The sequence below is a fragment of the Acidovorax sp. genome, from assembly GCF_046314175.1.
GTDB lineage: Bacteria > Pseudomonadota > Gammaproteobacteria > Burkholderiales > Burkholderiaceae_C > Acidovorax.
This window is the reverse complement of record NZ_JBKBXG010000033.1, coordinates 39,133-53,227: the sequence shown is the minus strand read 5'-3', so window position 1 is coordinate 53,227 and position 14,095 is coordinate 39,133. Positions and strand designations below refer to the sequence as shown.

Sequence of the window (14,095 nt, the reverse complement as noted above, 5' to 3'; positions counted from 1 at the left end):
CCCGATAAATGCGTCCTGTGACAGCAACGTGTCAAGCGCCACACTCTGTAGATGCTGCAATGCACCAGATGGATGCTTGATGGTCTTCATGGCCCCCTGAAAAAAAAGGCTATGAGTAATTTTGAAGCCATCGCGCCCACTTTGACGAATCTCATGACCTCTTTGTTAATTGAAAACAGCCGTGTGCTGGATGTCCACGCACTCACCCTGCGCACCGGCTTGTCCGTTCTGGTGCAGGACGGCCGCATTGCGGCGATAGGCACCAACCTGGAGGTGCCCGAAGGCACAACCACGCTCGACGCCAAGGGCATGACCCTGATGCCCGGCCTGATCGACTGCCACGTGCATGTGGTGGCGTCGTCGTTCAACCTGGGCGCCGTGGCCAAGATGCCCAATGTGTTCACCATGATGCGCTCGCTGCCCATCATGAAGGGCATGCTGGAGCGGGGCTTTACTACCGTGCGCGATGCGGGCGGGGCCGACTGGTCGCTGGCCGAGGCGGTGCGCACAGGGCTGGTGCAGGGGCCGCGCATCTTCCCTGCGGGCAAGGCGCTGTCGCAAACCGGCGGGCACGCGGACTTTCGCCAGCGCAACGATGACCTGGATGTGTGTTCGTGTGCTTACAAGCTGGGCAACATTGGCCGCGTGGTCGATGGTGTGGATGCTTGCCGCCTGGCGGTGCGCGAGGAAATTTTGAAGGGTGCCACGCAGATCAAGGTGATGGCATCGGGCGGCGTGGCATCGCCCAACGACCCGATTGGCAACCTGGGCTATTCCGAGGCCGAGCTGCACGCCATTGTGGAAGAGGCATCCAACGCCAACACCTACGTAATGGCCCATGCCTACACCCCGCGCGCCATTGCCCGCGCGGTGCGCTGCGGTGTGCGCACCATTGAGCATGGCAACCTAGTGGATGCGCCCACGGCAGAGTTCATGGCCGAGATGGGCGCTTTCATGGTGCCCACGCTCATCACGTATGAAGGCCTGGCCAATGAGGGTGAGCGCTATGGCTTGCCCGCAGCCTCGGTCGCCAAGATTGACAGCGTGCGCGGGCAGGGCAAAGAGGCCATCAAGATTCTGGCCAAGGCGGGCGTGAAGATGGGCTTGGGCAGCGACCTGCTGGCCGAAACGCACTACCTGCAGTCTGACGAGCTGCGCCTGCGCGCCGAGATTCTGGGCAACGGCCCGGTGCTGCAGCAGGCCACGCTGATCGGCGCGGAGATTCTGGGCCAGCAAGGCCAGCTGGGCGAAGTCACGGCCGGTGCCATTGCAGACATCTTGCTGGTCGATGGCGACCCGCTGACCGACATCACCTGCCTGCTGAACCAGGGCGAGCGTATTCGCGCCATCGCCAAGGACGGCGTGTGGGTCAAGAACACCCTTTGATTCCTCCCACACCACACCACACAACCCCCATCCTACCCCTTCACCGGAGAACACCATGCAACGTAGAAATTTCGTCAAGCTCGGCGGCGCGGCTGCTGCCCTGCAGTGCCTTCCCTCCATCGGCTTCAGCCAGCAAGGGGACGTGTTCCGCATTGGCTCGCTCACGCCCATCACGGGCGCAGGCAGCCCCTACGGCCCGGGCATGCAGCAGGCCATTCGCTTGGCGGTGGACGAGGTCAATGCCGCTGGCGGCGCCGGTGGCCGCAAACTCGAACTCTTCACCGAAGACGACCAGACCAAGCCCGACGCGGCCGTGCTGGCCGCCAAGAAGCTGATCGAGGTGAACAAGGTGCAGGCGGTGCTGGGCACCTGGGCATCGGGCGTGACGCTGGCGGTAATGCCGCTGACCGATGCCGCGGGCATCATCCAGATGAACGTGTCGGGTGCACCCGCCATCTCCACGCTGGACACCAAGGATCTGGTGTGGCGCTTTCAGGCCACCAACGACCGCTTTGGCGCAGCCTTTGCCGAGATCTGCACCAAGCGCGGCTTCAAGCGCCCGGCCACCATGGCGTTCAACAACGCATCGGGTCTGGGCAATGTGGAAGGCTTTACCCGTGCCTGGGAAAAGCGTGGCGGCAAGGTGGCAGCGCATGTCACCTACGAGCCCAGCCGCCCCAGCTACCGCAGCGAGCTGCAGAAGATTCTGGCGGCCAAGCCCGATGTGATTGTGATGGGTTCGTACCTGCCCGACACCACCATCATCCTGCGCGAGTGGTTCCAGTCGGGCGCCGATAACAAATGGGTCATCCCCGGTTGGGCAGCTAATCCCGACTTGGTGAAGGCACTGGGCGCAGAAGTGTGCGAAGGCATCATTTCGGTGGAGACGGTGTCCAACGAGAAAAGCACGTCGTATGCGCAGTTTGATGCGGCGTTCACCAAGGCCACGGGCAAGGCCGCGTCCACCAACATCTACGCCGCCATGGCCTACGACATGGTGATCTCTCTGGCCCTGGCCATGGAGGCCGCAGGCCCCAAGGCCACGGTGGAGCAGATCAACGCCAAGCTGCGCGAGGTGTCCAACGCCCCCGGCACCGCCGTCTACTCGTTTGCCGATGGCAAGGCGCAGTTGGGCAAGAAGGCCAAAGTGAACTACGAAGGCGCGTCCAGCAAGCTCGACTTCGACAAGTTCGGTGACGCGACGCCCGACTTCGGTGTCTTCATCATCGAAAAGGGCCAGCTGGTGCGGCGCGACGTGGTGTCCATCGCGGCGTGAGCGTGTGTGCCCCAGGCTGCCATGGTGATGGCGCCTGGGGCTTTTTGACAAGGTGGGGTAAGCAAGAGATGACGCAATGACCTGGATCGATTTTGTAAACCTGTTGATCAATGGATTGATCGAAGGCCTGGTGGTGGCACTGCCCGCGCTGGCCATGACCCTGGTGATGGGCGTCAACCGCTTTCCCCATGCCGCCACGGGCGACGTGATGACCACGGGTGCCTATGCAGCGGTGGCTGTGCAGATGTTGGGTGGCTGGCCGCTGTGGGCTGCGGCCTTGGGTAGCATGGCCATCACGGCCGTGGTGTCGGCGGGCTCGTACACGCTGATTTTTCGCAAGCTGGCAGGGCGGCCCATGGTGTCTTCCATGCTCGCGGCCATTGGCCTGGGGTTTTTGCTGCGCAGCCTGATCGGCTTTTTTGCCGGGCATGACCAGCGCACGTTTGACTTGCCTTTGGTGCGCGCCTGGAACTTTGGCGGCATTCGCATCTTGCCGACTGATCTGGTGATTGCCGCCGTGGCTGCTGCGTGCCTGGTGGTGGTTTTTGTGCTGATCTACCGCACCAGTTTTGGCCGCCAGCTGCGTGCCGTGGCCGACAGCGCAGACCTGGCACGGGCCAGCGGCATCCGCGCCAATGGGCTGATGCTTTACCTGTGGCTGCTGGTGGGGGCGCTCTCGGCCCTGGGCGGCGTGCTGCTGGGCATGAAGGCCGTGGTCAGCCCCGAGATGGGGTGGGAGAGCTTGATCCCCGCGTTTGCCGCCATGGTGCTGGGCGGCATTGGCAGCCCAGTGGGCGCGGTGCTGGGTGCGCTGCTGCTGTGTGTGGCGCAAGAACTGGCGGTGCCACTGATGGGGCCGTCGTACAAGCTGGTGCTGTCGTTTGTGGTGTTGGCGCTGGTGCTGCTGGTGCGCCCAGCGGGCATCATGGGCCGCGTGCAGCTGGTGCGGTAAGGAGTCCGATTCATGATTGCTTACCTTTGTGCCATTGGCATCGTTGCCCTTATTTACTGCCTGCTGGCGCTGGGCCTGAACCTGCAGTTCGGCCTGACCCGGCTGGTCAACTTTGGCGTCGTGGCGTTCTTTGCCGTGGGAGCCTACACATCTGGCCTGCTGGCGCTGCAGGGCGTGCCGCTGGTGCTGTGCTTTGTGGCGGCGGGCGTGCTGTCGGGCTTGATGGCGTTGCCCATTGGCCTGCTGTCGCTGCGCTTGCGCGACGACTATCTGGCCATCGTGACGCTGGGCTTTTCAGAAGCCGTGCGCATTTCCATCCAGCAAGAAAGCTGGCTGACCAAGGGCGTGCAGGGCCTGCCTGGCCTGCCCAAGCTGTTTGCATCGTTGGGCAGTGGCGTGTCGGACATGGCGATTTTTGCCACGCTGCTGGCTGTGGTTGCGGTGGTGGCCTGGGGCACGGTGCGCCTGGCGGCCAGCCCGTTTGGGCGGCTGCTCAAGGCCATTGGCGACGATGAGCCTGCTCTGTCGGCCCTGGGCAAGGACCCAGCCTGGTTCAAGGTGCAGGTGTTCATGCTGGGGGCTGCGTTGGCCGGGCTGGCGGGTGCGTTTTACGCGCACTTCATCACCTTCATCACGCCAGAGCAGTTCATCCCGCTCATCACGTTTTACGTGTGGATGGGCCTGGTGATGGGCGGCTCGGGCACCGTGCGCGGTGCGGTGTTTGGATCGCTGCTGCTCATGGTGTTTCTGGAAGGCTCGCGCTTTGCCAAAGACTGGGTGCCGGGCGTGTCAGAGGTCGGCATGGCCAGCCTGCGCCTGGCGGCGGTGGGCCTGGCGCTGATCTTGGTCACCTTGTACAAGCCCAATGGCCTGTTTGGAGGCAAAACCCAATGACCGCAACAACGATGCTGAAGGTAGAGGCCGTGACGCGGCAGTTTGGTGGCTTCAAGGCGGTGGACGGGGTGTCGCTGCAACTGGCTGCGGGCGAGATATTGGGCATTGCGGGCACCAACGGTGCGGGCAAGAGCACGCTGTTTGCCGCCATTGCCGGGCAGCAGCCCGCAGACGCGGGGCAGATTCACTTTGAGGGGCAGGACATTACCCGCATGCCGCCTTACCGCCGGGCGCGGCTGGGGCTGGTGCGCACGTTCCAGATTCCGCGCGAGTTCAAGAGCCTGACGGTGCACGAGAACCTAATGGCGGCTGCCGCCAACCCTCAAGGGGAGCGGTTGCTGAACGCCTTCTTCCAGACACGCAGCCTGCGCGAGCACGAGGCGCAGCTCTCCATCAAGGCCGACCGCATCCTGCAGTTTTTGAACCTGGCGCGGGTGCGAGACGCGCGCGCGGGAGGCTTGTCGGGCGGGCAAAAGAAGCTGGTGGAACTGGGCCGGGTGCTGATGCTGGACCCGCGCTGCATCTTGCTCGACGAGCCGTTTGCCGGGGTCAACCCGGTGTTGATCGAAGAGATTTGCGACCGCGTGCGTGAGCTGAACGGGCAGGGCATTGCGTTCATCGTGATCGAGCACCACCTGCAGGCGCTCAAGGCGTTGTCTAATCGCATGATCGTGATGGACCGGGGCAGCATCCTGGCCGAGGGTGACCCGCACACTGTGCTTGACGACCCGCGCGTGCAAGAAGCCTACATGGGAGGTTTGGTATGAGCGGCGCAGACAACTTGCTGCAGATCGCGCAGTTGCGCGGCGGGTATTCCGAGGTGGACATCATCCACGGCATTGACCTGGCTGTGGCGCAGGGCGAGATCGTGACCATTGCGGGCACCAACGGGGCAGGCAAATCCACCCTGGTGAAAGCGCTGCTGGGCTTGCTGCCGCGTGTGTCGGGCAGCATTCACTTGGGCGGCCGCGACATTGCGCGGCTGTCGGCCGAAGACCGTTTTGACGCAGGTCTGGCCTATGTGCCGCAGGTGGCGAATGTGTTCCCGTCGCTCACCGTGCGCGAGAACCTGCTGGTGGTACGCGGCGTGGCAAACATCAAGCGCCGCATGGACGAGGTGCTGGCCGACTTCCCAGCGCTGATGGAGCGCCTGCCGCAACCCGCCAGCAACCTCTCGGGCGGCGAGCGTCAGCAACTGGCCTTTGCCCGCGCGCTGATGCCGTCGCCCCGCATCATGGTGCTGGACGAGCCCACGGCGGCGCTGGCGCCGTCACTCGTCGGCAAGGTGTTCGACATGGTGCAAAAGTTGCCCACTACAGGCGTGGCGGTGTTGATGGTGGAGCAGCGCGCACGCCAGGCGCTGCAGATCAGCCAGCAGGGCTACATCCTGGACCAGGGGCGCTGCGTGCTGCAGGGCCCAGCGCAGGGGCTGCTGGCCGATGAGCGCATGGCGCAGCTCTACCTGGGCAATCACTGAGCTGTCGGCAATCCAGCCGGGAATGAAAAAACCCCGAAAAGGCGTTGTGCCTTTTTGGGGTTTGCTATTAAATTAATAGCTTATAGCGCTTGTTGGGTAGGCGCTAGAGCCTGTTTTGATGCTTGAATTAGTGCTTAACGCAGCACCAGCACCGGGATGTGCGAGTGCGTCAGCACATGCTGCGTCTCGCTGCCCAGCAGCAGGCGCTTGAGGCCCTTGCGGCCGTGCGATGCCATCACGATCAAATCGCACTTGTGTTTTTTGGCCGCAGAGATCACGGCCTCTGCCACCAGGTCTGACTTGGCGATGACGGCCTTTACCGTCACACCGTGCGCGCCGCCCTGGGCCTTCACGCCGTCGACCATTGCCTGTGCTGCGTCGCCCCACTGGGCTTCGATGCGTTTAACGTCGTTCATGTCCACGGGCATGCCGCCTTCAAAGTAGCTGCGCGGGTAGCGGGGCACGACCTTGAGGGCCACCACCGTGGCGCCGGTCAGCGCTGCCAGCGACAGGCCATGTTCCACCGCTTTGCCCGAAAGGGGCGAACCATCGGTGGCGATCAGGATGCGTTTGTACATAAAGAGCTCCTCAAAGTGATGGAAGAAGCTTAGGATGAATCATGTCCCGCGGCTTGATCCAGGTCAATGTACCTGTTGGGCTGCAACGATAGGCTTGAACCATGTCAATGTTTCGACCCGGTGCGCCGACCTCTTTGCCCGAGCTCCCGCCTGACGCTCCGCTGGCCTGCGGGCCTGCGACGCAGCCCGCAGTGCTGCTGCTGGACGATCCGCAGGAGTGGTTGGCGTTTGGTCGCCCCTGCACCTCGGCGGGCAGCCCCTTGGCCGTGGCTGCCGATGCATCCATCCCGGCAGACCCAACGTCGCAGTTCTGGGACTCGCACGTGGTACTGGAAGGCATGCACTGCGCGGCATGTGCCCTGACCATTGAAGACGCATTGCGCGCCGTGCCCGGCGTACTGCAGGCCGATGTGAGCGCCGCCACGCGCCGTGCTCGCGTGGTGTGGCACCCGGGGCAGGTGCGCCCCTCGGCGTGGATGGATGCGGTGCAAAAGGCCGGTTACAGCGCCATGCCCGCCATGGATGCGTTTGCGCGCGAGCAGCGCCTGCGTGAAAGCCGCCGCGCCCTGTGGCGCTGGCTGGTGGCAGGCTTTTGCATGATGCAGGTCATGATGTATGCGTGGCCTGCGTACGTGGCGCAGCCCGGTGATCTGACGGGCGAGATGGAGCAACTGCTGCGCTGGGCCTCGTGGGTCATCACGCTGCCCATGGTGGTGTTCTCTTGCGGGCCGTTCTTTTCCAGTGCGCTGCGCGACATCCGCCTGCGCCGCGTCAGCATGGACTTGCCGGTGGCGCTGGGCATGGCCATCACGTTTGTGGTCAGTACGGCGGGCACGTTTGACCCCGCAGGCATCTTCGGCAAGGAGGTGTACTACGACTCGCTGACCATGTTCGTGTTCTTCCTGCTCACCGGACGGTGGCTGGAGCTGCGCCTGCGCGACCGCACCGCGGGCGCGCTGGAGGCCGTGATGAACCGCTTGCCGGACAGCGTGGAGCGGCGCGACGCCGACGGCACTTTTGCTCGCGTCGCCACACGCCGCGTGGTGGTGGGCGACACCATTCGCGTGCTGCCGGGTGAGGCGTTTCCGGCGGACGGGCGCATCACGGTGGGCAACACGCATGCCGACGAGGCATTGCTGACGGGTGAATCGACGCCCGTGGCCCGCCCCCTCGGCAGTACCGTGATCGCAGGCAGCTACAACCTGCAGGCGCCAGTAGAGGTGCTAGTAGAAGGCACGGGGGGGCAAACCCGGTTTGCGCAGATCGTGGCGCTGATGGAAAGCGCGTCGCTGCAAAAGCCCCGCCTGGCCCAGTTGGCCGACCGCATTGCGCGGCCTTTTTTGGTGGCGGTGCTGGTGGCGGCGGTGCTGGCGGCGGTGTACTGGTGGCCGTCGGACCCAGGCCATGCGCTGATGGTGGCGGTGGCGGTGCTCATCGTTACCTGCCCCTGCGCGTTGTCGCTGGCCACGCCAGTGGCCATGTTGACTGCGGCGGGCACGCTGGCGCGTCATGGCGTGCTGGTGCGCAACCTGCAGGGGCTGGAAGCACTGGCCCGTGTGGACACGGTGGTGTTCGACAAGACCGGTACGTTGACCCGTGACGGCATGGCGTTGCAGGCGGTGCACACCGCTTCGGGGTGGGCGGCGGATGAGGCGCTGTCGCTCGCCGCTGCGCTGGCGCGCCAGTCGATGCACCCCGCATCGCGGGCGGTGGTGGCAGCGGCACCCGCAATGGATATAAGGTGGGCTGTGAGCGAATTGCACGAAGACGCAGGGTTGGGCTTGGTCGCCACCGTACGCGACAGCAAAGGCGTGCAGCCGATGCGTACCGTCCGGCTGGGCTCCGCCACGCATGCGGGCGTCGCGGTGCAGGATGGCCGCGATGCGTTGCAGGTGGTGTTGGCCGAGCAGCTGGCAGATGGTCAATGTCTGGAGTTGGCGCGCTTCGACCTGGTGGAGCAGCTGCGTACCGAGGCCCCGGCCGTGGTTAAAGCCCTGGAGCAAGACGGTGTGACCGTGCATCTGCTGTCTGGCGACCGCATGGGTGCCGTGCAGCGTGTGGCGGGGCAGGCGGGTATTGCGCAGGCGCAAGGCGAATGCACGCCCGGCGGCAAGCTGGCGGCGCTGCAGGCATTGCAAGCTGGTGGCCGCCATGTGGCCATGGTGGGGGATGGCCTGAACGATGGGCCGGTGCTGGCTGGCGCCCATGTGTCTTTTGCATTTGGCCGCTCGGTGCCGCTGGCGCAGTCACAAGCCGACTTTGTGGTGCTGGGCGACAGCCTGGCCCTGGTGCCGCAGACGGTGTTGCTGGCGCGCCGCACGCTGCGGGTGGTGCGCCAGAACCTGTGGTGGGCGGCGGGCTACAACGCGCTGTGCGTTCCGCTGGCGGTGGTGGGCTGGATGCCTGCCTGGCTGGCGGGGCTGGGCATGGCGCTCAGTTCGCTGCTGGTGGTGCTCAATGCGGCGCGCCTGGCGCGTGATCTGCCTGCACTGCCTTCATCCATAGCTACGGGCCCCTCTGTGGCCAGCGCCGCGGTGACCATCGCCAACCCAACGACAACCCTGGAGCCCGTCTGATGGACATCCTCTATCTGTTGATTCCGCTGTCCGTGGTGCTGGTGCTGATGGTGTTGGCGGGCCTGTGGTGGGCGGTGTACCACGGTCAGTTCGAGAGCGTCGAGCAAGAAGGTGAACGGATTCTCCGAGACGATTGACTTGTGTCAATGCCCGATGGCCGCTACTGCAACAAACTCTTACTGCAATACAAAAGAGGTGCCTGATGGATTCTCAAAAAACAATGGCTGCGCACTACAACGACACGGTGGTGAGGCAGTTCTCTATTCTGGCCGTGGTCGTGGGCGTGGTCGGCATGCTGGTGGGCGTCATCATCGCCGCCCAGCTGGCTTGGCCTGAACTCAACTTCGGCGTTCCGTGGCTCAGCTATGGCCGCCTGCGACCCCTGCACACCAATGCGGTGATCTTTGGTTTTGGCGGCAGCGCGCTGTTCGCCACCAGCTACTACGTGGTGCAGCGCACTTGCCAGGTCCGGCTGTTTGCCGGGCCGTTGGCCACCTTCACCTTCTGGGGGTGGTTGCTGGTCATTGCAGCGGCTGTCGTCAGCCTGCCCATGGGCTACACCCAGGGTAAGGAATACGCTGAACTCGAATGGCCCATCGACATCCTGATCACGCTGGTCTGGGTGTCCTACGCCATCGTGTTCTTCGGCACCATCGGTGTGCGCAAGGTCAAGCACATCTATGTGGCCAACTGGTTCTTTGGTGCGTTCATCCTGGCTGTGGCGCTGCTGCACGTGGTCAACGCTGCGGCCATTCCGGCAGGCTTCATGAAGAGCTACTCGGCCTATGCCGGTGTGCAAGACGCCATGGTGCAGTGGTGGTACGGCCACAATGCGGTGGGCTTCTTCCTGACCGCAGGGTTCCTTGGGATGATGTACTACTTCATCCCCAAGCAGGCGGGTCGCCCGGTGTACAGCTACCGCTTGTCCATCGTTCACTTCTGGGCGCTGATCTTCACGTACATGTGGGCGGGCCCACACCACCTGCACTACACCGCGCTGCCAGACTGGACGCAATCGGTGGGTATGGTGTTCTCGCTGATCCTGCTGGCGCCCAGCTGGGGCGGAATGATCAACGGCATCATGACCCTGTCGGGTGCCTGGCACAAGCTGCGTGACGACCCCATCCTGCGCTTCTTGATCGTGTCGCTGTCGTTCTACGGCATGTCCACGTTCGAAGGCCCGATGATGTCCATCAAGACCGTCAACGCGCTGAGCCACTACACCGACTGGACCGTGGGTCACGTGCACTCCGGCGCCCTTGGGTGGGTCGGCCTGATCTCGATGGGCTCGCTGTACTACCTGGTGCCCCGTCTGTTCGGCAAGGACAAGATGCACTCCATCAAGGCGATCGAGTTGCACTTCTGGATGGCCACCATCGGCATCGTGCTGTACATCGCCGCCATGTGGATCGCCGGTGTGATGCAGGGCCTGATGTGGCGCGCCATCAACCCCGACGGCACGCTGACCTACACCTTTGTTGAAAGCGTCAAGGCGACCTATCCGTTCTACGTGATCCGTGTGGCCGGTGGTCTTCTGTACCTTGGCGGCATGATGATCATGGCCTGGAACGTGTGGATGACAGCGATCTCGGGTCGCTCGGTCAAGGTGCCAATTCCTGCTGTGAACGCGGCCCACGCCTGAGCCTCGAAGGAGAGATAACCCATGTCTGACAAAAAAACATCTGCTTCTACCGGCTCCACCGGTTTCACCCATGAAAAGGTGGAGACCAACAACTTCCTGATGATCGTGCTCATCCTGCTGGTGATCGCCATTGGCGGCCTGGTCGAGATCGTGCCCCTGTTCTTCCAGAAGTCCACGACCGAGGCCGTCAAGGGTGTGGAGCCCTACACCTCGGTGCAACTGATCGGCCGCGACGTGTACATCCGCGAGGGTTGCTACAACTGCCACTCGCAGATGATCCGCCCGTTCCGCGCTGAGACGCTGCGCTATGGCCACTACTCGGTGGCGGGCGAGTTTGTGTATGACCACCCCTTCCAGTGGGGCAGCAAGCGCACCGGCCCCGACCTGCACCGTGTGGGCGGCAAGTACAGCGATGAATGGCATCGCATCCACCTGGTCAACCCCCGCGATGTAGTGCCTGAGTCGAACATGCCTGCCTACCCATGGCTCGAAAAGAACCTGGTGGATCCCACTGATGTTGCTCCTCGCATGAAGGCGCTGCGCACTGTCGGCGTGCCTTACACCGACGAGCAGATTGCTGCGGCGCCTGCCGATGTGAAGGGCAAGACCGAGATGGACGCCCTGATCGCTTATCTGCAAGTCATGGGCCGCGCGCTCAAGTAGCCAAGGAGATATCCCATGGACATCACCACCATGCGCATCGTGGCCACCCTGGCTTCGATGGCCTGCTTTATCGGCATCTGGGTCTGGGCCTACAGAGGCCGCAACAAAGACCGGTTCGACGAGGCAGCCCAGCTGCCTTTCGAGACAGATTGATGACCTTCACCAGAACGAGAACACCCCATGAGTGACTTCACCAGCAATTTCTGGTCGGTCTTTGTGACCACGATGACCCTGGGCGGCATCATTGCCTGCGGCATTCTGCTTTGGTTAGCAGGCCGTAAAAAGGTAGTCGCCAACGCCGACAACACCACCGGCCACGTCTGGGACGAGGACCTGGTCGAGATGAACAACCCCCTGCCGCGCTGGTGGGTGTGGCTGTTCGTCATCACCATCATCTTCGGCCTGGGCTACCTGGCCGCTTACCCTGGCCTGGGCAGCTTCACCGGCAAGCTCAACTGGACACAGAAGGGCGAGTACGAGGCTGAAATGGCCAAGGCCAAGACTGAGCTGGAGCCGCTGTACGCACGCTTCGCCTCCATGAAGCCCGAAGACATCGCGGTGGACCCCCAGGCCCATGCCATCGGTGAGCGCCTGTTCATGAACAACTGCGCACAGTGCCACGGGTCTGACGCCCGCGGCAGCAAGGGTTTTCCGAACCTGGCGGACAACGACTGGCTGCACGGCGGTGCCCCTGACAAGATCCGTGAGACGCTGGAAAAGGGCCGCATCGGCAACATGCCCCCCATGGCGGCTGCTGTGGGCACGCCTGAAGACGTGCGCAATCTGTCGCACTATGTGCTGAGCCTCTCGGGCAGCCCACACGACTCATTGCGGGCGTCGCTGGGCAAGTCCAAATTTGGGGCCTGCGCCGCCTGCCATGGCATGGACGGCAAGGGCAATCACGCGCTGGGCGCTCCCAACCTGACGGACGACATCTGGCTGCATGGCTGGGGTGAGACGGCGATTGCCGCCATCATCAACAACGGCAAGGTCAATGAAATGCCCGCACAGGTGGACAAGCTGACCGAAGCGCAGATCGGTGTGCTGGCAGCGTACGTGTGGGGCCTGTCGAACAACAAACAGGCGGCACGTTGAGCCACCGTGGGCAGTGCCAGTCGCTGCCCACGGTTGATTTTTAAAAGACACCCACGCAGTACAACGAATCGACACCACCATGAAGCCACCCAGCGAGCCTGCTCGCAAGGTCATTCCGATTACGCCCGTTGCAGCAGATGCCTCGTCCGAGGGCGAGATTGTTTCGTTGTACGAGGCGCAAAAGAAGATATATCCCCGCTCCATCAGTGGCTTGTTTGCACGCTGGCGCTGGGGCATGGTGTTCCTCACGCAACTGGTTTTTTACGGCTTGCCGTGGCTGGAGTGGGGGCAGCGCCAGATGGTGCTGTTCGACCTGGGCGCGCGGCGGTTTTACATCTTCGGGCTGGTGCTGTACCCACAGGACTTCATCTACCTGACGGGCCTGCTCATTATTTCGGCGCTGTCGCTGTTTCTATTCACGGCAGTGGCGGGGCGTCTGTGGTGCGGGTTTGCCTGTCCGCAAACGGTGTACACCGAGATGTTCATGTGGATCGAGCACAAGATCGAAGGCGATCGCAGTGCCCGGTTACGACTGGACAAAGGCCCATGGACGTTTGAGAAGGTTCGCAAGAAGTTTCTCAAGCAAGTCGTATGGCTTACCGTGGCGCTCTGGACGGGCTTTACCTTTGTCGGCTATTTCGTGCCCATCCGCGAACTGGGCGGCGAGCTGCTCGCCTGGCAGGGCAGTTGGCAGATTTTTTGGGTGCTGTTCTACGGGTTTGCCACCTATGGCAATGCGGGCTACATGCGGGAGCAGGTGTGCAAGTACATGTGCCCCTACGCCCGGTTTCAGAGCGCGATGTTCGACAAGGACACGTTGATCGTGACCTATGACCCTGAGCGCGGTGAAATGCGCGGCCCGCGCAAGAAGAACGTCGACTACAAAGCGCAGGGCCTGGGTGATTGCATTGACTGCTCGCTGTGCGTGCAGGTCTGCCCCGTGGGCATCGACATCCGCAAGGGGCTGCAGTACGAGTGCATCGGTTGTGGACTGTGTGTGGACGCATGCGACACCGTCATGGACAAGATGAGCTACCCAAGGGGACTTATCCGGTTCTCTACGCAGAACGGTGTGGCCCAGCGCTGGAGCCAGGCTCAGATCTTTAAGCGTGTGCTCAGGCCCCGGGTGCTCATCTATTCCGCAGTGCTGGTGGCGTTGTGCGTCGCGATGCTGGCCAGCCTGGTCACGCGCACTCCGCTCAAGGTAGATGTGGTGCGCGACCGCGCGGCGCTCTCGCGCATCGTGGCCGGTGGCAAGCTGGAGAACATCTACCGTCTGCAGATCATGAACGCGACCGAAGGCGCACAGCGCTATCGCATCAGCGCACGCGGTCTGGAGGGGCTTGAGGTGGCGTCTGATGCCGAAGTGGATATTGGTGCAGCCGAGTCCCGCTGGGTGGCGGTGCGCTTGCAGATCCCATATGGCTCGGCACCGTCGGGCTCGCACGCTGTTCAGTTTGATATCCAGGCCCTGGGTGCCGCCGCCCATGTGTCCGAGAAGTCTGTGTTTCTGGTGCCGCGATAGGCGAGCACCTAGGGGCGGCGCCTTTCAAGGC

General features: G+C 63.2%; 14 protein-coding genes. 13 read left to right on the top strand and 1 reads right to left on the bottom strand.

Annotation, left to right across the window (positions count from 1 at the left end):
* The first annotated feature begins 153 nt into the window (after positions 1 to 153).
* The 6 genes from ACK4OE_RS11595 (at position 154) to ACK4OE_RS11570 (ending at position 5,985) form a co-directional block, all read left to right on the top strand.
* A complete protein-coding gene (locus ACK4OE_RS11595) occupies positions 154 to 1,386 on the top strand; it encodes an amidohydrolase family protein (protein ID WP_409884959.1) in 1,233 nt (410 codons plus the stop codon).
* 55 nt (positions 1,387 to 1,441) lie between these two features.
* Positions 1,442 to 2,662 carry an ABC transporter substrate-binding protein gene (locus ACK4OE_RS11590; RefSeq protein ID WP_409884958.1) on the top strand — a complete coding sequence of 407 codons (1,221 nt, stop codon included), beginning with the start codon at positions 1,442 to 1,444 and terminating at the stop codon, positions 2,660 to 2,662.
* Positions 2,663 to 2,738: 76 nt separating this feature from the next.
* Positions 2,739 to 3,614, top strand: a complete 876-nt coding sequence (locus tag ACK4OE_RS11585) for a branched-chain amino acid ABC transporter permease (RefSeq protein WP_409884957.1) — start codon at positions 2,739 to 2,741, stop codon at positions 3,612 to 3,614.
* A gap of 12 nt (positions 3,615 to 3,626) precedes the next feature.
* Positions 3,627 to 4,508, top strand: coding sequence for a branched-chain amino acid ABC transporter permease (locus ACK4OE_RS11580; RefSeq protein WP_409884956.1), 882 nt, complete (start codon positions 3,627 to 3,629; stop codon positions 4,506 to 4,508).
* Positions 4,505 to 5,275 (top strand): ABC transporter ATP-binding protein, encoded by a 771-nt coding sequence (locus tag ACK4OE_RS11575; protein WP_409884955.1) that lies wholly within the window; start codon positions 4,505 to 4,507, stop codon positions 5,273 to 5,275. The genes ACK4OE_RS11580 and ACK4OE_RS11575 overlap by 4 nt, the downstream gene beginning before the upstream one ends.
* On the top strand, positions 5,272 to 5,985 hold the full coding sequence (locus tag ACK4OE_RS11570) for an ABC transporter ATP-binding protein (RefSeq protein ID WP_409884954.1): 714 nt from the start codon (positions 5,272 to 5,274) through the stop codon (positions 5,983 to 5,985). The genes ACK4OE_RS11575 and ACK4OE_RS11570 overlap by 4 nt, the downstream gene beginning before the upstream one ends.
* A gap of 134 nt (positions 5,986 to 6,119) precedes the next feature.
* Here the strand turns inward: ACK4OE_RS11570 and ACK4OE_RS11565 are convergent, their stop codons facing one another.
* Complete coding sequence (locus ACK4OE_RS11565; protein ID WP_409884953.1) at positions 6,120 to 6,563, bottom strand: universal stress protein; 444 nt, start codon at positions 6,561 to 6,563, stop codon at positions 6,120 to 6,122.
* A 107-nt stretch (positions 6,564 to 6,670) separates the two neighbouring features.
* Here ACK4OE_RS11565 and ACK4OE_RS11560 point away from each other — a divergent pair, with 107 nt between their 5' ends.
* The 7 genes from ACK4OE_RS11560 (at position 6,671) to ccoG (ending at position 14,064) form a co-directional block, all read left to right on the top strand.
* Complete coding sequence (locus ACK4OE_RS11560; protein WP_409884963.1) at positions 6,671 to 9,139, top strand: heavy metal translocating P-type ATPase; 2,469 nt, start codon at positions 6,671 to 6,673, stop codon at positions 9,137 to 9,139.
* Entirely contained in the window at positions 9,139 to 9,276 is a 138-nt protein-coding gene (gene ccoS, locus ACK4OE_RS11555; RefSeq protein WP_409884952.1) for a cbb3-type cytochrome oxidase assembly protein CcoS, read from the top strand. The genes ACK4OE_RS11560 and ccoS overlap by 1 nt, the downstream gene beginning before the upstream one ends.
* Before the next feature lie 65 nt (positions 9,277 to 9,341).
* A complete protein-coding gene (gene ccoN / locus ACK4OE_RS11550; RefSeq protein WP_409884951.1) occupies positions 9,342 to 10,781 on the top strand; it encodes a cytochrome-c oxidase, cbb3-type subunit I in 1,440 nt (479 codons plus the stop codon).
* A 21-nt stretch (positions 10,782 to 10,802) separates the two neighbouring features.
* Positions 10,803 to 11,444, top strand: a complete 642-nt coding sequence (gene ccoO / locus ACK4OE_RS11545; protein ID WP_409884950.1) for a cytochrome-c oxidase, cbb3-type subunit II — start codon at positions 10,803 to 10,805, stop codon at positions 11,442 to 11,444.
* 15 nt (positions 11,445 to 11,459) lie between these two features.
* Positions 11,460 to 11,597, top strand: a complete 138-nt coding sequence (locus tag ACK4OE_RS11540; protein ID WP_409884949.1) for a cbb3-type cytochrome oxidase subunit 3 — start codon at positions 11,460 to 11,462, stop codon at positions 11,595 to 11,597.
* A 27-nt stretch (positions 11,598 to 11,624) separates the two neighbouring features.
* Entirely contained in the window at positions 11,625 to 12,539 is a 915-nt protein-coding gene (gene ccoP, locus ACK4OE_RS11535) for a cytochrome-c oxidase, cbb3-type subunit III (RefSeq protein ID WP_409884948.1), read from the top strand.
* Between the two features lie 79 nt (positions 12,540 to 12,618).
* Positions 12,619 to 14,064, top strand: coding sequence for a cytochrome c oxidase accessory protein CcoG (gene ccoG, locus ACK4OE_RS11530; RefSeq protein ID WP_409884947.1), 1,446 nt, complete (start codon positions 12,619 to 12,621; stop codon positions 14,062 to 14,064).
* The last annotated feature ends 31 nt before the right edge of the window (positions 14,065 to 14,095 follow it).